Annotated in this window: 20 protein-coding genes and 1 pseudogene; 10 read left to right on the forward strand and 11 right to left on the reverse strand. The window is 39.3% G+C overall.

The features are described 5' to 3' along the window. Nucleotides 1–9 precede the first annotated feature (9 nt). The 6 genes and pseudogenes from BIV60_RS05690 to BIV60_RS28140 form a co-directional block, all read right to left on the reverse strand. A pseudogene (locus BIV60_RS05690) lies at nt 10–531 on the reverse strand (ArsB/NhaD family transporter); the annotation flags it as partial. Between the two features lie 357 nt (nt 532–888). Beyond that, complete coding sequence (locus BIV60_RS05695; protein WP_071354755.1) at nt 889–1,455, reverse strand: TetR-like C-terminal domain-containing protein; 567 nt, start codon at nt 1,453–1,455, stop codon at nt 889–891. A gap of 4 nt (nt 1,456–1,459) precedes the next feature. Next, nucleotides 1,460–2,176, reverse strand: coding sequence for an MBL fold metallo-hydrolase (locus BIV60_RS05700; protein ID WP_071354756.1), 717 nt, complete (start codon nt 2,174–2,176; stop codon nt 1,460–1,462). A gap of 162 nt (nt 2,177–2,338) precedes the next feature. Then, nucleotides 2,339–3,667 (reverse strand): DUF4179 domain-containing protein, encoded by a 1,329-nt coding sequence (locus BIV60_RS05705; protein WP_071354757.1) that lies wholly within the window; start codon nt 3,665–3,667, stop codon nt 2,339–2,341. Next, nucleotides 3,660–4,184, reverse strand: coding sequence for a sigma-70 family RNA polymerase sigma factor (locus BIV60_RS05710; protein WP_083402118.1), 525 nt, complete (start codon nt 4,182–4,184; stop codon nt 3,660–3,662). The genes BIV60_RS05705 and BIV60_RS05710 overlap by 8 nt, the downstream gene beginning before the upstream one ends. Nucleotides 4,185–4,531: 347 nt before the next feature. After that, nucleotides 4,532–4,630, reverse strand: coding sequence for a LysR family transcriptional regulator (locus BIV60_RS28140; protein ID WP_083402119.1), 99 nt, complete (start codon nt 4,628–4,630; stop codon nt 4,532–4,534). A gap of 315 nt (nt 4,631–4,945) precedes the next feature. Between BIV60_RS28140 and BIV60_RS05715 the strand changes: the two genes are divergently transcribed. From BIV60_RS05715 to BIV60_RS05745, 6 genes are all read left to right on the forward strand, one after another. Further along, nucleotides 4,946–5,716, forward strand: a complete 771-nt coding sequence (locus tag BIV60_RS05715) for an IclR family transcriptional regulator (RefSeq protein ID WP_071354759.1) — start codon at nt 4,946–4,948, stop codon at nt 5,714–5,716. 253 nt (nt 5,717–5,969) lie between these two features. Then, entirely contained in the window at nt 5,970–7,325 is a 1,356-nt protein-coding gene (locus BIV60_RS05720) for an MFS transporter (protein ID WP_071354760.1), read from the forward strand. Between the two features lie 265 nt (nt 7,326–7,590). After that, complete coding sequence (locus BIV60_RS05725) at nt 7,591–8,184, forward strand: biotin transporter BioY (RefSeq protein ID WP_071354761.1); 594 nt, start codon at nt 7,591–7,593, stop codon at nt 8,182–8,184. A 173-nt stretch (nt 8,185–8,357) separates the two neighbouring features. Continuing rightward, nucleotides 8,358–9,821, forward strand: coding sequence for an AMP-binding protein (locus tag BIV60_RS05730; protein ID WP_071354762.1), 1,464 nt, complete (start codon nt 8,358–8,360; stop codon nt 9,819–9,821). Next, entirely contained in the window at nt 9,817–10,911 is a 1,095-nt protein-coding gene (locus tag BIV60_RS05735) for an acetyl-CoA C-acyltransferase (protein WP_071354763.1), read from the forward strand. Before BIV60_RS05730 ends, BIV60_RS05735 begins: the two co-directional genes overlap by 5 nt. Before the next feature lie 281 nt (nt 10,912–11,192). Next, a complete protein-coding gene (locus tag BIV60_RS05745; RefSeq protein ID WP_071354765.1) occupies nt 11,193–11,666 on the forward strand; it encodes a hypothetical protein in 474 nt (157 codons plus the stop codon). 45 nt (nt 11,667–11,711) lie between these two features. Here BIV60_RS05745 and BIV60_RS05750 read toward each other — a convergent pair whose 3' ends face one another. After that, a complete protein-coding gene (locus BIV60_RS05750; RefSeq protein WP_071354766.1) occupies nt 11,712–12,956 on the reverse strand; it encodes an MFS transporter in 1,245 nt (414 codons plus the stop codon). Nucleotides 12,957–13,735: 779 nt separating this feature from the next. On the opposite strand from BIV60_RS05750, the gene BIV60_RS05755 reads away from it, so the two are divergent. Beyond that, nucleotides 13,736–14,146, forward strand: coding sequence for a VWA-like domain-containing protein (locus BIV60_RS05755; RefSeq protein ID WP_071354767.1), 411 nt, complete (start codon nt 13,736–13,738; stop codon nt 14,144–14,146). A gap of 39 nt (nt 14,147–14,185) precedes the next feature. Here the strand turns inward: BIV60_RS05755 and BIV60_RS05760 are convergent, their stop codons facing one another. Both BIV60_RS05760 and BIV60_RS05765 read right to left on the reverse strand, forming a co-directional pair. Then, nucleotides 14,186–15,433 carry a cation:dicarboxylate symporter family transporter gene (locus BIV60_RS05760; RefSeq protein WP_071354768.1) on the reverse strand — a complete coding sequence of 416 codons (1,248 nt, stop codon included), beginning with the start codon at nt 15,431–15,433 and terminating at the stop codon, nt 14,186–14,188. Between the two features lie 316 nt (nt 15,434–15,749). After that, on the reverse strand, nt 15,750–16,211 hold the full coding sequence (locus BIV60_RS05765) for a hypothetical protein (RefSeq protein WP_071354769.1): 462 nt from the start codon (nt 16,209–16,211) through the stop codon (nt 15,750–15,752). 301 nt (nt 16,212–16,512) lie between these two features. On the opposite strand from BIV60_RS05765, the gene BIV60_RS28150 reads away from it, so the two are divergent. From BIV60_RS28150 to BIV60_RS29490, 3 genes are all read left to right on the forward strand, one after another. Continuing rightward, on the forward strand, nt 16,513–16,611 hold the full coding sequence (locus BIV60_RS28150) for a YjcZ family sporulation protein (RefSeq protein ID WP_083402121.1): 99 nt from the start codon (nt 16,513–16,515) through the stop codon (nt 16,609–16,611). Nucleotides 16,612–16,626: 15 nt separating this feature from the next. Beyond that, nucleotides 16,627–16,761: a YjcZ family sporulation protein gene (locus BIV60_RS28155; protein ID WP_371261506.1), complete on the forward strand. Its 135-nt coding sequence runs from the start codon at nt 16,627–16,629 to the stop codon at nt 16,759–16,761. 183 nt (nt 16,762–16,944) lie between these two features. Further along, nucleotides 16,945–17,118, forward strand: a complete 174-nt coding sequence (locus BIV60_RS29490; RefSeq protein WP_177177222.1) for a hypothetical protein — start codon at nt 16,945–16,947, stop codon at nt 17,116–17,118. Between the two features lie 9 nt (nt 17,119–17,127). Here the strand turns inward: BIV60_RS29490 and BIV60_RS29495 are convergent, their stop codons facing one another. Continuing rightward, nucleotides 17,128–17,268, reverse strand: a complete 141-nt coding sequence (locus BIV60_RS29495; protein ID WP_177177223.1) for a hypothetical protein — start codon at nt 17,266–17,268, stop codon at nt 17,128–17,130. A 26-nt stretch (nt 17,269–17,294) separates the two neighbouring features. Beyond that, nucleotides 17,295–18,110, reverse strand: coding sequence for a lipid II flippase Amj family protein (locus BIV60_RS05775; RefSeq protein WP_071354771.1), 816 nt, complete (start codon nt 18,108–18,110; stop codon nt 17,295–17,297). Between the last annotated feature and the right edge of the window lie 148 nt (nt 18,111–18,258).

An 18,258-nucleotide genomic window follows, 5' to 3' on the forward strand; every position in this document is an offset into this window, starting at 1 on the left:
TACACACGATTATGATTGAAGTACTCCTCCGAAAATCCAAGAAACCCAATAATAAAGAATAACTAATGTGAATATTACAGCAGGAGGAATGACAACGCCCGTGATTTTTACATACTCCCACCAAGTAATTTTTACTTTTCCTTTTCTAACGATATGCATCCACATCAGCGTAGCCAAGGTCCCCATTGGAAGAAGTAATGATCCTACATCACTGCCAATGACATTCGCAAGATAGGAAACTTTCAATGTGAGCGTGTCCAGACCCATATGGGTTAAAGTTAAGGTTCCTACCATTAACGCAGGGTGGTTATTGAAGATATTGGAGAGGACCGATAAAAGCACGCCCATCATGATACTTGCATGGAGAAGGCTGCCGGAGACAATCGGCTGCATGAATCCAATAAGCCAATCGGTTAATCCGATATTGTGAAATCCGTAAATAATACATACATACTAAACGCGAAAACGAGGATATACCACGGTGTTTTTTCAGCATATCGATGGAGAAACTTTTAAATACATCCATCTCCACTACAAAAGTGAGTATAGTCATCCAAACCATGGGTTGAAGAAACATGCCTTTCCCCTTTCAATCTCGATAGTATTTCATAATGCTTCATGAGATGACCTCCCTCCTCAATTTTAAACTCCGCTATTGTCCCACTCTTCCATCTATCCCTATTGTCAAGATGTACTTTATTTATATGTATCATGGAAAAGACAAGGTTGGGTTTTTACCCGTTTTTTCGACAAATCCGCAAGACTCTATAAACGTTTGACTAATAAAAAATGACAGGCACCGTGTGAAGTAATTCACATGGTGCCTGTCACCATTCGTGGACATTTCGTCCGATTTGTTTTTGTGGAAAGGACATTTTCACTTAAGCTTTAATCCCCCATTCCTGCCAAAAAGGCTCGAATGATGATGATTAGACTTTCATCCGCATCCAGTGCCATTTTAAAACCGCCTCTTTGTTCTAATGAAGAAAAGCCGTGGAGGATGCTGCGCAAGCCTCTTACTGCATGAATGGCGCGGTCCCCTTCCAATTCGTAAGCCTGTAGGACGCGAAGAGTAAGCTCGACGATTTTTGCTCCCTTCTTTTGGACTTCCTCGTCTTCCGGGTCCGGTGCAAGCAATGTTGCTTCATATAGCCCAGGATGTATCCTGGCAAACTGAACATACGCCTTACTTAATGCTATGACTGCTTTATCACCTGAAACACCAATGGCCGCTTGCGCCAATACTAAATAAAGCTGTCCAAGTCCATAAATGGCCAGTTCCTTCCTTAGCCCTGACAAACCATCAAAATGGTTATAGAGTGATGGCGGCCGGATGTTTAATTTTTTTGCCAGAATAGCCAATGTGACTTCAACTGATCCATGTTGATCAGCGATTTCCCCTGCCGCTTCTAAGATAGTTGTTAAATCAAGTGCTACTTTCGGTCTTGGTGACATTACTTTATGCTCCTTTTCTTACTTTTCTCTCGAAATTTCCAATTGCCTGTTTCATTGATTCTACAGGATTTACAATCATTTCTCCATGGCCGACCGCAAGGAGGGCAGGTTGAATCTCCGTTAATTTCTTCGCACTTGCCAAAGCTGTTGTTTTGCTCCACGTACCCAAGGCAGGGAAGGGAAACCATGGTTTCATATCACCCGCGACCGCGATACCCCCTCTTGTCTGAAAGGCATCGCCGGCAATTAGCGCATTGGTCCGGTTATCAAGGAAGGACATCGATCCCGGAGTGTGCCCCGGCGTCGCTATTGCCGACAATGAGCCAACCTGGTCGCCATCCGCTAATAATACATTTGCTCTCGTTTGTAAATTTTTCGGAACGCCACCTTTAATCGGTGTTTGATTTTCATGTTGATCAAGGGAACGGTCACCATTCATTAATCTGTGATCCCGCACTGAGATATAAACCGGTACTTCAGATACCTCCGCTTTGATTAAATCAAGTGCTCCAACGTGATCCTCATGGGCATGGGTTAGAACAATTTTCGTAATCGGCTTGCCGATTCGATTCGCTGCCTGAAGAATCCCCTTTGCACTAAAAGCAAGTGCTGCATCGACAAGGGTTAAGCCCTCTTCCTCCTCTACCAAATAACAATTCACCGGAAAAACTTTTGCCATGAACGTTACTTGATACAAAAACCCGTTTTTGATCATTCGCATTTTGATCATTCCTCCTTAACTAATGTTATTAGTTTTATTTTAACTAATAACATTAGTTATATCAAGAGTGTTTTGGAAAATTTTATAAAAAAACTCACTTTCAGAATTCGTTTGAAAGTGAGTTGCTGATATTTAAAAATTACTATCGCAGTAACCAATATTTTATTTAATTTTCACCTTCACATCACCTCTAATTTCACTTGGGTAAAAGGTGATTTCCAAGAATAGCGGGCTTTTTTGTTTGTTTAAGTTGGGGATGGTTACTCCGTATACGTTAACCTTGTTTTGACCATCACCATGTGAATATTGCGTACTCGAGTCTACTTTTTTACCATCTGAATCTGTTAACTCTCCAACAAAGGAATAGGGAAAACCCTCTTTTGTTTGCATCCGAAAAATAAGATCATCTCCTTCGATCTTAAAATCTTGCAAATAATCCCCTTTTGGCTGTTTTAAAATCTGCTGTTTTTTTGTTTCAACCACCAGATAAGCATCCTCTTTATCAACCGCTTGCACTTTATTGAGAACTAGATATAAATGCTTGGGTTCCCGGAAATAATTACTTTGCAAATAGATAATTCTTTCATTAGCTGAAATATTGCTTCCAGTTTGGCCGTCGACAATTTTATTAAAGGTATCTCCATTTTCATCAACAAGACGCAAATCCTTAAAATCCAGCAACTTTTTCTTGTTGTTTGGATCCATTTTTACATGGACCGTAACTCTTAAGGGATAAACAGTTGCATCGAGGAAAGTTACTTTTTGCCCCTCAATGGTAATGGTCTTGTTCAATTTGTAGATTTTCTTTGCTTGAATTTCCTTATTAAGCTGGAACTTAAGGTCAAAGGATTCTTTCAGATGGCTCCCCTTCACATTTAGAATAAGTTCAAACCTTTTTTCTTTTAAAGGTGACTGAAAAGTAAACTCAAGTTTTCCATTAGAGGAGTTCTGCCCCTTTTCAGAATAATTTGGATTACCATAGGCAATGCTTCCAATATCTAATTTCTTTCCATCCGTACCTTTAAGTTCAACTTTATCGATTATTAGCTCTTTCTTGCTTTGACGGGATTTTGTTGTGTAAAACAGGAACATCCCATTTTCATCGGCAATCATTCCATCAATTGTAAACTTCAAACCATTTTTCTCCTGTGAAACGTCGATTTTTTGATAGTAATCATTTTCTACGGCAAGCATCTTGCCTTTATCGTTGCGAATCAGGTCAACAAATTTTTCCATTCCTGGAATGGATGTAATATATTCGGCAAAGGCAGGTGAAAGACGAATGGATGTGAAAAATCCTAGAAGAAGGATGGCTGCAGTTAAAACACTGAGCAATATTTTTTTCCCACGCCGTCGTGCTTTCTTCCCTTCTTCTAATTTCGCTTTTTGAAACCCTGATAAAATCGCATCATCCAATGACGTTAACGGAATGTCTACCTGATCATACATATTTTTATAGTCAACCAGCTTTTCTTCTTCTTTTTCAAACATGGAGATTCCCGCCCTTCTCATCAAGCTTATCCCGAAGCGCCTTAAGCGCTTTGTTCATCCATGTCTTGACCGTACCTTCCGGGCACTTCATCGTTGTAGCGATGTCTTTGATTTTCATATCATTAAAGTATTTTAATGTTAAAATCTCCCGGGAACGGTCATCGAGCCCCAGCATCGCATCTTTTAACTCCATTACCTCATGATTCTCTGATATTCCTTGGATAGTTAAGATTTCATCCCCCAGTATGACTCGTTTTTTCTTTTTCAACTGGTCATTACAGTAATTGATCATGATGCGAATCAGCCATGTTTTAAAATAAGACGCTTCTCGGACGGATTGGATATTTTTATATGCCCGATAAGTAACCTCTTGAATGGCTTCTAACGCCTCTTCCTCATTCCGTAAAAACGAAAGAGCCGTTTTATAAAGATCAATTTTAAATAAATGTATAAGTTCCAAAAAAGCTTGATCATTCCCCTGAACTGCTTTTTGAACCAACAGGTCATGGTTATTCAAGACACCGCCCCCTAACACCCTGTTGTACTACATATTAGACTATCAAGTAAGGAAAAGGTTTTAGAAATTTTAAAAATTATGGTGCCTGTCACCGCTCGTGTACAAATTGCCAATTTTGTCCGTGTGTTGTGGACATTACTGGTCAGAAAAGGGGCACCACCTTAATCAGATGGTACCCCCTTCTCTTAAACTATATAAGCCTCACTTTTGAAGTTCGAAGCACTTCCAAAGTGAGGCACTAAAAGTTAAAAACTATTATCTTCATTACTTTCTCCAACAGCGTTTCTATTTTGATACCAATTTATCATCTGTGTCAGGATGGCAAAGACAAAAAAGAAATTCATCGCCTAATGCATAGGCTGTGATAAATGGAGATGTTCTGCCGCTTTAGAAAAACTTCCATGTTTCACGACCTCAGTAAAATACTGAATTTGTTTCAGTTCCATATGCTACATCCTTATCCATTCAAAATGTTTTATATTCTATGAATATTATATATTAAGCAGAATGTTGAAAAACAAGAATTCGAACGAAAAAGAAACTAAGATTGGAAGGAAGTACAAAAGAAACCGGAATTCGTTCTTCTTGGTAAGCTGTAAATACCTGCTCAAAGTCATCCCCATAAACTTTGTTATCATTTTGTCAATATTACTAATAAACTATACTTTCATACAACCCTTCTCTACCGTTCCTCTATAGGATATAGAGTACCGCTATGCTAATATATAGTGAATAAGAGAGTGTTCTGTAGGAGGATCATAATGGAAGTCACGAAAAAAGGAACAACAATTCAATCACTACAAATTGGCATGGGTATTGTGGATTTAATTGCGAAACAAGGAAAGCCGTTAAAATTTACTGATATCCAGGATTTAACACAAATTACAAAAAGTAATCTTTATAAATACTTAAATACATTCACACAATTAGGTATCCTTTATCGAAGCAAGGATACCGGAGAATATGTGTTGGGAAGCAAGCTAATCGAATACGGAATGGCAGCCGCCGACCACGAGAATGTGGTCGAACGAATAACCCCATTTTTAAAAGAAATTAATGAGAAAAGTGCGAGTACGGTTCTATATTCCAGCTGGACCCACAATGGACCGATGGTTGTAAAAGATATTAATATAAATCGAGGTTATAATATTGGAGCTCAGATCGGAACCTTTCTCCCCATTCATTCCTCGTGTGGGAAAATATTTATGGCCTTTATGGATGAGCAAATGATCCGTGATTGGAAAGCAAAGGAATTCATGCAGATTCCTCCGGAAAAAGTTAGTCAACTTGAAGAAGAACGCTATATTATTCAGGAAAAAGAAATTTCCTTTGCAAGGGAACCATTGGTTTCATCTGTTTCCTCCGTTAGTCTTCCTGTATTTAACTATAAAAAAATACTACTGGGAGCCATAACGATTGTTGGCTTTTCTGAGATAATTCCTCACGATGAGAAACATGACCTAAGCGATTATTTAATCCAAATCAGCAAAGAAATATCCGGATGTTTCGGATATCAATCACAATTAAATTAAATTTGAAAAAAAGCGGGAATTTTCCCGCTTTTTTGCGTTATTACCCCTATTTCTCCCCTTTCCAATTAACAGAAAATAATCAATTTTTAATTTAAATATTGTCATTATTCCAATTGTTGTTTATAATCCATCAATAGGGAACATTTTTCACTATAGGTGTAGTGGTTGTTGTGTTAAATTGTTACCTTATGATTTTATAAACGCATTTAGTAAGCGTTGTCATTATATTATTTTGAAGATAGGGGGAAAAGTTTTGGAAAAAATCAATTCTACAGAAGTTATTGCTGGCAGTAAGTTTAATCGTTTTCATTTAATCCTGCTATTATGGAGCTTCTTCATTATTTCCTTTGACGGATATGATCTAGTTGTATACGGAACCGTCGTACCAACCCTAATAGAGAAATGGAACCTTTCTCCGGTTGAAGCAGGGGCAATTGGAACCTATGGATTATTCGGGATGATGTTCGGTGCTATTCTGTTCGGAACACTTGCCGATCGCATTGGCAGGAAAAATGTAATCACAATCACTCTTCTTTTATTTAGCTTATTTACCTTTCTTTGCGGATTTGCCCAAACACCAACAGTCTTCTCCACCTTTCGCTTTTTAGCGGGACTAGGGCTGGGTGGGATTATGCCGAACGTCATTGCATTATTAACTGATTATGCACCTAAAAAAATGAGAAGTATGATCGTTTCCATCGTATTATGCGGTTATTCAGTAGGGGGGATTCTTGCGCCTCTATTAGGAATCTTTGTAATGCCTAAGTTTGGCTGGGAGGCCGTTTTTTGGTTTGCGGGTCTGCCTCTATTACTTTTACCCTTTATACAGAAACAAGTACCTGAAACAGCCAGTTACCTTATTCGAACTGGCAGAAAAGAAAAATTAATTGCTACTCTTTCAAAAGTAAGTCCTGAGTCCACGTTTAATCTAGATGATGAAATCATTGAAGTAAAGACACAAGAAATAAAAGTTCCTATCATTGGATTATTTAAAGAAAACCGGACATTAAGTACCGTAATGTTTTGGGTTGCTTTTTTCAGCTGTTTATTAATGGTTTACGGATTAAATACTTGGCTTCCTAAATTAATGATCGAAGCAGGCTATGGACTAAATTCGAGTCTGGGCTTCCTGATTGCTCTTCAAGGTGGTGCTATTATTGGGACGCTTATTATTGGCCGGCTATGTGATCAATTCGGTTCGAAAAAGATGCTTGTTCCAATGTATGCCTCTGGAGCAATCGCTTTGACATTACTAGGTTTTGGCGGAAGTTCATTTTTTATCTACCTTCTAGTAGCTATAGCAGGAGCTGCGACCATTGGCTCTCAAAATATTGTCCAAGCCTATGTTTCTCAATACTATCCTCCATATGTCAGGTCCACGGCGTTAGGGATGGCATCTGGTATCGGCAGGATTGGCGGCATGGCCGGGCCACTTTTAGGCGGATTCCTTTTATCGGTTTCTTTACCGATTCACTTAAACTTCATCGCATTTGCTATTCCAGGTTTAATAGCAGCCATTGCCCTGGCGATTGTACCTGCTAAAAATGCGTATATGGATGACATTGATTCCAATGTAGAATCCATTAAGACCCAAGTTGATGCAGTTTAATTGGTTCATTCACTTCCCATAATTTTGATTGGCGTATTCCGCTAATGCATAAAAAAACCTTGCCCATGCTGGCAAGGTTTTTATTCATTCAAATTACCACGATTCATCCCCTTTTGAGTTTATCACTTTTGGCAGGATATCATGGCTTGAGGATACCCTCAATATGTTAACTAATTATAATTTTAAGTTGACATAAATCTCTGCCGCTTTTACAATAAAAATTGAAATAAATATGAATCTATAGTTAAATGTGAGGAGATGGATTATGAAACTTTTAGACATTACATATGTTGCTTTATTAGCAGCCTTTATGGGGGCTTTAGGCTTTGTCCCGCCAATTATGCTTTCGTTTACGCCGGTTCCAATTACGCTTCAAACCTTAGGTGTCCTGCTTGCCGGCGGTATATTAGGTGCAAAACGTGGTTTTTTGAGTATGATGATTTTCCTTTTACTTGTTGCGGCGGGCGCACCGTTAATATCCGGTGGCCGCGGCGGATTTGCGGTATTTTTAGGACCAAGCGCAGGATATTTAATTTCATGGCCGATTACAGCACTTTGTCTTGGCTACCTTATCTCTCGATTCAGTAAACTGCGATTTGGAAGAATTCTTTTCATCAACCTTACCGTCGGAATATTCATGATGTACATAATCGGTATTCCGGTTCAAGCCTTCATCCTGCACATCAAACTCACAAATGCCATCATCACAAGCCTTGTCTATATCCCTGGAGACGTATTAAAAGCAACCTTGGCCTCCTATCTGGTATACAGACTGGCTAAATCACCTGCCATAAAACGAAACCTGCATAAAGAAAACTCGCCGATAGACGAGCCCCTAGAGGCGAAGACAGAGGCGTAGTTGCACTTATGCGTAATCGGAAAGTATAAACTTTTTGAAAGTTTATACTTTCCGATTAGCAAAAAACGCGGAGACACTATAACGGTGTCTCTTTTTTCTATCATTCGACAAATTTCGAGCAACGCCTGTCACCACATGAAATTTGTCGAATCCATCCAGAAAGGAGAATCAAGATGGGATTAATAACCGACCAGTATGCTATTCATGCAATGAAGTTTCCAATGAAGTCTGCGATTCAAACAGTAGATGAGAGGATTGATTATCAGGAGTGGTATGAACGGGTAAGTCAGACGGCGAATTGGTTTGGGTCTTTCCACTCTGCCAATAAAACAGTTGCGATTTTGCTGCCGAATGGGGTTCCTTTTCTGCAGCTTTTTACAGGGGCCGCGGCTGCCGGGTGGACGGCGGTTCCGTTTGATGTTAAGTGGACCGAATCGGAGATGGAAAAACGGCTCGAACTTTCCAAGGCTTCAATTGTAATATCCACTAAAAACAGGAGCGAATCTATAAGGAATACCCCTGTCTCCACTAAGGTTTTGATTTGGGAAGAATGTCTAGAGGAAATTCAGCAGCAACCCACCAAGAAAACCATTGAACCTGACGGAGAACTCCCCTTTTATATGGGATTTACTTCCGGTACAACAGGCAATCCGAAAGCATTTATTCGCTCTCATAACTCGTGGGTGGAAAGCTTTGCCTGCAATCATATTGATTTCCAGATGGATGAAAAGGACCACGTATTGATACCCGGGGCTCTAATTCATTCCCACTTCCTTTACGGAGCAATCAGTACGTTATATCTGGGAGGAACGGTATATTTACTTGAAAAATACATTCCTTCGCAGGCATTAGCCTGGATTGACGTAAAGCCGATTACCGTCATTTATCTGGTACCGACGATGATTTCTTCCTTATTTAAAACAGGGCAATCAATCGAAAGACCGATAAAAATTCTTTCCTCCGGAGCAAAATGGGAAGAGCATTCCAAGCAGCAGGTACGCAGCCTGTTGCCGAACCTCACTTTGTATGAGTTTTACGGGGCAAGTGAGCTTAGCTTTGTAACGGTATTAACCGATCAAGAAATGGAGCGAAAACCAGGTTCTGTCGGCAGACCATGCCATAATGTAAAAGTTGAAATTCGCCTGCAGGATTCTAAGCTTGCAAAGCCGAAAGAAACAGGAAAGATTTATGTAAAAAGTAAAATGATTTTCAGCGGTTACCTCGAACCTGACCAAAACACTGTTCAAACAGAAAAAGAGTGGATGACCGTTCATGACATGGGCTATTTGGACGAGGAAGGCTACTTGTATATTGCCGGCCGGGAGAAAAACATGATTCTCTACGGAGGCATCAATATTTTTCCGGAAGAGATTGAAAAAGTGTTATCCTTGCATCATGAAGTAGAGGAAGTTGTGGTGGTTGGAGTAAATGACCCGTACTGGGGGCAAATTGTAACGGCAGCAGTGAAAGGTTCCGCCACAAAATTGGAGCTGCAAAGATTGTGCAAGGAAAAGCTGGCTTCTTTTAAAATCCCGCGTAAATGGGTTTTTATCGACGAAATGCCCTATACAAGCGGTGGGAAAATTGCCCGCAAACAGGTAATAGATTTAATCGAAAGCAAGGTGAACAGCCATTAAAAAAGCAGTCATTGTAAAAGCAAAACGGACCCCAATCGGAAAACAAAAGGGAATATTTCAATCCCTACAGCCCCATGAATTGGCTGCTCCCTTACTTCAACACCTGACAAGCGGAATCGAGAAACAAATAGACGATTGTCTTTTAGGAAATGTGACAGGTCCCGGTGGAAATGTGGCCCGGCTCTCGGTCTTAACAGCTGGACTTCCATTGCAGATCCCGGGGGTAACTATTGACCGTCAATGCAGTGCCGGTTTAGACGCGATTCGCATGGCCTGCTATTTTGTCCAGGGCGGTGCAGGTCACTGTTATATTGCCGGCGGTGTCGAAAGTCCGAGCACCTCGCCTTTTCCTAAAAGAGCCCGCTTCTCTCCCGAGCATATCGGAGACCCGGATATGGGAGTTGCAGCTGAAAATGTGGCACAAAAATTTGCAATTACCAGAGAATCACAGGATGAATACGCATTATTAAGCTATCATCGAAGCTGGAATGCATTTAAAAACGGGCTTTTTACGAAAGAAATGATCGAAATTGAGCTGCATGACGAGGACGAAGAATTCAGCAAGGAACGAAACATGAATATGTTGCTCAAACGAACAAAACCAATTTTTGCAAAAAACGGAACTGTGACCGCTGCAAACAGCTGCGGGATTCATGACGGTGCAGCAGCGGTAGTCGTAATGGAGGAAGAGACTGCACGCCAACTAGGTTACAAGCCCGTTCTCCGTTTCGTAGACAGCCATGTGTCAGGGATTCATCCTCACTATCCCGGAGCAGCACCCATTCCCGCCATCCAAACCTTACTAAAAAGAAACGGGCTGACAATTGAAGAAATTGACCTTTTTGAAATCAATGAGGCCTTTGCTTCAAAAATAGTTGCTTGTGCAAAGGAACTTTCCATTCCTTACGAAAAACTTAATGTTTCCGGCGGTGCCCTAACCATCGGTCATCCGTACGGAGCATCAGGTGCCATTTTGGTCACCAGGTTGTTCTATGAGGTACAGCGCCGGAAGGATGTCCGATTCGTTATAACTGCCATAGGCAGCGGCGGCGGTGTCGGAGTTGCGGTATTATTTGAAGTTGTTTATTAGAAAAGCGCAAGCACCTTGTTCAGCCTCAGGCATAGTGCTGGAGGTCCTTGCGGTGAAGTCGTTCTTTGACTTCATCGACAGGACCGAAGCAACCTAGGAAAAAAGCAGTTCATTTTTCCCCTCGAGGGGCAGGACGCTTTCGCTGGACAATTCTCAAATACGAAATTTTCTTTCTTATCTACGCAAAGAGTCAGGCGGTTTGCCTGGCTTATTTTGCGTTTGGACAAGTGTATAAGATAACGAACATTATGGGCAAATTAATGTAAAAAAGGGAAAACTTTATGGTCGGACTCATTATTGCCATTCTTCTATTTAACCTTATTGCCTTTAAAACAAATAAAATTCTTACCGGCAATTTAATTGCTCATATATGGATGTTTACTGTGGCTTTACAAACCCTCTTCGATACCATCATTGAATTCAAATTCTATGCTTATTGGTATTTTGACAAAGGAGCGGATTGGTTAGGACTGCTTCCCCATATCTTTTTAGTCCCGCCGGTTAATATGATTTTTCTTAATTGGTTTCCTTATACGGCAAATATCTTTAAAAAAGCAGTTTATATTTTCTTTTTTGTCATCACGATTTTATTATATGAACTGGTAACCCTTCTGCCTGAACCATGGGGATATTTCCACTATGGCTGGTGGAAACTCTGGCATGCGGCTATTCTGGATCCGATTTTACTGCTTATTCTACTTGGCTATTATAAGTGGGTTCGACATTTGGAAAGGAATGCTTTAGAGAAAAAATAAATGAAAAAGAGCTTGGGCTTCCAAGCTCTTTTAAGTTTCATCCTATTACATTTCTTCGGTTCCTTTTAATATGGAAGAAGAACGCTTAAATAAAGGAACTAAGGCCAGTACTCCAACGATAAATAAAAGGGCTGAGGCTTCATACATGGTGAGAAGTGAAAATGTTTTTTTCAACCACCCGCTCGCGCTCATGGAAATCACCATTGTTCCCATAAACATCGGGTTTAAGATTCCATTGACCCGGCCGATAAAGGCAGCCTCCGTGTTTTGCAGAATCATCGTATTGATCCCGATGTGAATGCAAGGCATGAATAGTCCGCTAATAAATTGAGCCGTCAGAGTCAGCCACAATTGATCCGATAACCCCATGACGAAGAATCCAATTGCACTTATAGACATACCAAGTGCCAGAAGGATCTGCGGCGGTGTTTTTTTCGCAAGACCAATCGTCAGGCCTCCTCCTAAAATCATTCCAATGCCAAAAGCAGCCATCAGCCATTGCAGCATTTCTTTTGGTAAACCAAGTCGTTCTGTAATTAAGAAAACTGCAAGCGGCTGTGTAAGCCCCAATCCTAATCCTGCGGCAGCAAAACAGCCGCCAAGCAATGTCAGTGCCCGGCTGTTCCAAACATATCGAAATCCGGCTTTCATTTCATTCAAAAGTGTTGTCTTTTCTTGATGTCCCTCGTTATCTTTATCAGGAGGAAGCATGAAAAGAATCGCGGCAGAAAGCAGGAATGCAATTCCCATGATGGCGATCGCCATATCGATACCATAATGCTGATAGACAAAGGTTCCAATTATAGGTCCAAGAATCATAAACAAGGCGAAAACGGTTTGATACATTGACATTCCCATTTGGATCAGTTCTTCTTTGACATGAATTTTGAATAACTTCATTCCAGATGGCTGTGAAAATTGTGACAGAATCGATGAAACAAGGGTCGCAAAGAAGATGACCTTCCAGCTTCCAAAAAGAAGGGTTAATAAGACTCCAAAAATCGATAATGCGCTGAGAAAATCACACCAAATCATCGTTCGCTTCGGCCTCCAGCGGTCAGCAAAGGTTCCGCCAATAAAAGAAAAAAGAAAGATAGGAGCAAATTCGGCGACAGAGATGAGTGAAACGGCTACCGGATTCTCGTTCGTTCGCTCGATTACATAGAGCAGGATTGAATAGTTACGTACCCAGATTCCAATTTGCAGGAAAAATACTGATAATAGGATGGTACGAACAACCCGGTTGCGGAACAAAGCAGCGATGGTAATGTCTGATTTTGTTTTTTCCATAAAAATACCTCCATATTCCAAATCTGGACAGGAGGAAAATTATACACAAATGGGCACAGTACACTAACTTATTTGTACTCCCCATCACTTATGTAAAAAAGTCCGCACTAACCCTATCCAGAAATATTTTCGTTATTTACGAATTTTTCTTCTTGCAATAGGATTAGTAAATCATCGGCTTAATGGTCACCCTTTTCATAAATAGTAAGTTAATACTACTAAAATTTAAGCGAATAATCAAGAAAAAATTGTAAGTAAATGGTAAGAATATGTTTCTTAACAAAATGGTATTTATTCTATCTATATCTTCTGTACCCACCGCAGGTGAGCGATGTTTTCATTTTCATAAATTCATACATGAGGTTTGCGTTTCTTCCTTTTTGTGTATTCGGATTTCTTTTATAGCGTAGGCATTCCATGAATTCATAATCACATTGGCAGGGGGATATTCCATATTCGAGGCATTTGTCATGTCTATAGCAGCAGGAATCAACATCATTAATCGGTGCACCAGGACCGCTGCAGCCTGGACCACACCATCTGTATTCAGGGAAAATACAGATTGGGAAAAGACTTTTTCGCTTCCTTCCTCCTTGCACCACCATCACCCCCAAAAATAAAATTATTTACATACTATGAAGAAATTCTTAAAATTGAAATGGCAAATCCCCCATTTTGTACAAATAAAATGAATTGAAATAGCAGGATTAACCATCATATTTTTCACGAGTATTAGCAAACTAAAAACTGCTGCTCATTATAAAAGGGAGTTGGTTTAGTTGAAATGGCATATGAGACTTTTATCGATGATTCAAAAAAGAGAAGATAAAAAAATCGCCCTTGCGATTGATACATCCTCAATTGAAGTGCGAACGATCCTAATAAACAATATTGTTAAATTATTTGAGACCGTAAAACCAGATACCCTTCTCGTTCAAGCCGATTTCAAAATACGCAGCATTACCTCGGTTAAATCCGACACCATCAAATATCATACACACGGAAAAGCCTCTTACACAGACGTATTAGAATGGGCTCAAAAGGAAGAGATTGACACCCTATTCTACATAACCGACGTCACTGGTTATATCTATGAAGAAATCACAAATGTAGATTTCGAGCTTTACTGGCTTGTACCAGATGAATTTTTACCAAAAGTTCCTTTTGGGAAGGCAATCAAAATTGCATAAAACGACAAAGAAGGTGCCAGTAGGCACCTTCTTTGTAAGTTAAGCAACTTGCTCTTCACCAGAATCATCCAGCTTGTGGCCTTCCCATTTTGTAATCACAATAGCAGCCAAGGAGTTTCCGACCACGTTAACACATGTACGGGCCATATCTAGAATCCGGTCGATTCCAGCAATAAAGGCAAGACCTTCAACTGGGATGCCGACTGTTCCTAATGTTGCGAGTAAAACAACAAAGGAAACCCCCGGAACCCCGGCAATACCTTTTGATGTGATCATTAATACCAATACTAAGGTAATTTGATGGCCAATACTCATATGAATTCCATACATTTGTGCAAGGAACAATGCGGCAATGGCTTGATAAAGCGTCGAGCCATCAAGATTAAATGAATAGCCGGTTGGAATAACAAAGGAAGTAATCGCTTTTGGACAACCCAACTTCTCCATTTTTTCCATGATTTTTGGTAAAACCGTTTCCGAGCTTGCTGTTGAATAGCCCAATAGCAATTCATCTTTCAAATACTTTAAGAATTTAAAGATATTAATTCCAACAAGCTTTGCCACAAGTCCCAACACGACAAGAATAAAGAAAATCATCGCACCGTAAACCACAATAACAAGTTTTCCAAGTGGAATTAAAGAACTTAAACCAAATTTAGACACGGTTACTCCAATTAATGCAAAAACACCAAATGGTGCAACCTTCATCACTTGATTGGTTACGTAAAACATGGCTTCCGCTGTTCCTTTAAAGAAATTCACAATCGGGATACCTTTTTCTCCAATTGCCGCAACTCCAAGTCCAAACATAACAGAGAAGAAAATGATTGCGAGCATATCACCATTCGCAAGGGACTGCATGATATTGGTCGGTACAATATTGACAAATGTGTCGACCATAGAATGAGTTTCGGTTGTTTTCGCTGTTTCGACATACGTATTAATATCCGTTTTCGTTAAGCGGGACATATCCACACCAGTCCCTGGATGGAAGATATTTGCTGCAAAAAGACCGACCACAATCGCGATGGTCGTAACGAGTTCAAAATAAAGGAGTGTTTTCCCCCCTAGCTTCCCTAAGGATTTCATATCACCTGTACCAGCAACGCCGACAATTAAGCTTGAGACAACAATTGGAATAACAATCATTTTAATTAAACGGATAAATATATTCCCAATTGGCTGCAAATACGTTTCAACATTAGGGTTTCCATAAAAAATGGCACCGACAATGATCCCTAATGCTAACCCAATGAAAATCTGCCATGCTAGGCTAATTTTCCTCATCTGTATCTCCCCTTTTCTGTGAAAATAAATCAAGCTGTCTTTTTGAAATACAACTCGAGGACAATAAAAATCTGGATAAAAAATATTATTTTAGAATAACGCTTTCATTTATAAGCATAGTTGAAAAAGTGTTAAATATCAATCAAAAGACACCGAAAGCTGAATTCTAGTTCACCTTTTTTTAAATAAACTTCTGATTTGTAAATATTGTTTTCCATATTTCAAATAATATCCTTGAAGTTCGAACGCCAAAATTTATGAAAGAAAGAAGCTCAACGATTGAGCTTCTTTTTTCAATATAAACATAAAAATTATCCTATGAAAAATGTAGGATAATTTTTCTAAGAATGATACCAATGAACACACCGGGAATGACACAAAGAATTGGAAGCCAAACAGGGCCCCATAAAACTCCAAACAGTTTAAATGTGGAAGAATACATACAACCAACGGTAACAAAGTAAGCTGAAAACACAAATGGCATGAAAGAAAAGCGATCCTTCCCGCCCCCGGCATCCTTCCATGCATCCCACATCGCAAAAAAATATAAACATGGATAAAACATAAGCCACTGATAATTGGCTTCATTGATTGCTTCGGCAATTTGCCCATGAAAACTAAGCATAATAATTTTATTAAAATTTGCCTGTACATTTATAAGAAATTCTAATAAAACGAATAATAGTCCCTTAAGATATTTGCCATTAAGGAGCTGCCCAAATCCAGGGAGGGCAATACTCCAAAAAAGCATCTCCACTTTGCGGTCGCATTTTTCCATTAACTTCCCAACTTTACCATAAACTTTTTAAATCCATTTAATATACTTCAGAATAATCCCTATTCTCTATTTTGAACCATTTTCCTTATTTTTATTAGAAAATAGACTTATTCAAAAGTACTTTATAAAGGAGAAAGAGTTTTGGATCCTGCGGGCAATAATTCCAACTGGAAGGACCACCATTGTCAGGCCCTGTTTTCCCACTAGATTTCATCTCATCTTTTTGATATAGGTATATGCACTTCCATTATTTCGACCTATTACATATTTTGTTAGTACCTAAAACAGGAGGTGTAATAGGATGACTGATGGATACGCTGGAGGTTTTGCATTAATTGTAGTATTGTTTATCCTCCTTATTATTGTAGGGGCTGCTTTTATCGGCGGCTGTTTCTATTAAGAAGTAAATTTATATATGCTTGAAAGGGGGATTTTTATGTTTGGCTATGGTGGATTTGGTTATGGCGGTTTCGGCGGTGCTGGCTGGTTCGCCTTAATCGTAGTATTATTCATTCTGTTAATCATCGTTGGAGCAGCTTGCTTCTATTAATTAATAAAGTCTCTGCGGTGAAAAGGATATTTCTAAAAAGCAATGCAAATGAACTTGCATTGCTTTTAATTTTTTCGAACACAAAAAAGGAGAACCAGGACTTAATTGGGCAGTCCATTCATTATGTTATTTAAGTGTATAGTTCTACTTTATCAAGAAAACCTATTAGTGGAGGTGAAATCCATGCCAAGGGAAAATGAAGATGCTTCAAATACCGTAAAATATAGTATTTGGGAAACACGGACTGATCATGATCAAATGGAAGCTAAGCAAAGAATCACAGAATCCATTCAAAGCGCAACCCTTGATTCAACCATTGCGGAGAAACAAGAAGAACAAACTAAAAGCAACCAATAAGAGGTTGCTTTAGCTTGTTCTTCTACCCAATTTCGGATCCTCATCTAAACCATGATAATTTCTCCTGTTGCTCTTCAAATATGTACCATACTCTTTCATTTGGAAATCAATTGCCTTGACAATGTCTTTAACTTTCACTAGAACTGACATTGTAGCAATACTCTTTCTTTCGGCAACTAAATAAATTTCGAAAACCATGCAACATAGTACGCCGCTGGAACAAATAACAATTGGGCCAAAACAGTACCTACAAATTTTGAACCTATCATGGTTAGAGAATAACTTTTTAAATAGATATAGTTACTTTGTTTTTTGACTACCCGGTCCGCTAATACAGATACTTTAGGGTCGATAAATAAGGTTAATAAAATCGTTGCTACTCCGTTAATGATTCCTGACGACATTACGGCCGCCTGTGAATAGCCTTTAGGAACTAACATTGAAGCGTACAATGCAGAAAGAACCCCTACTGTGTATACGCCGGTAATCACTACATTAATAACAAACAGTCGCTTCGGAATGGTTTTTAATGTGATTCCTCTTAAATAAGAGAAACGAGGAAGCCGAAAACAAGTGACCATTTTTCTTAATCCCTTACTATTAAACCATTTTAAAAATAATGCTAGGATTGAGCCGTTCTCCTTTGATAATTGAATAATCGCTCTTGAAAAGACATTAATAAATGTGGGAAAAAGAAAAATTCCGAGACAAACACCTACCGAAGTGATGCCAATTAGGATTCGATACTGCTCTTGAATAAAAGCTAATTTATTCAAGTCTGGTGCCTCGGCAATTAGCTTTGCTGTTAACGGCTGTTGAAACATCGTTGAAAATCTAGAGATGATTACCATGGTGCTAAATAGGGAAAGTGCAGTGGCAATTAGGCTTACCCTTGCTCCAGAGATTCTTGTTGAATATGCTAATGTTTCGATCATCGTAACGATGACAAGGAAAAGAGAGACAACAACTAATTTAGACGTGATTAAATCCAAATTCCCACTCCTTAAATTTTTCTACTTTTGTATTATTTTATAGCTAAGGTAGCCTTTTGGTAAGGCTCTTTTCGTAAACTTTGTTGCTTTTGGACCTTAATAAGGGTCAAACACTTAAGTTTCTAGGCAATTTTCGCAAATGTTCTTA

This window comes from Bacillus sp. MUM 116 (assembly GCF_001866655.1).
Lineage (GTDB): Bacteria > Bacillota > Bacilli > Bacillales > Cytobacillaceae > Neobacillus.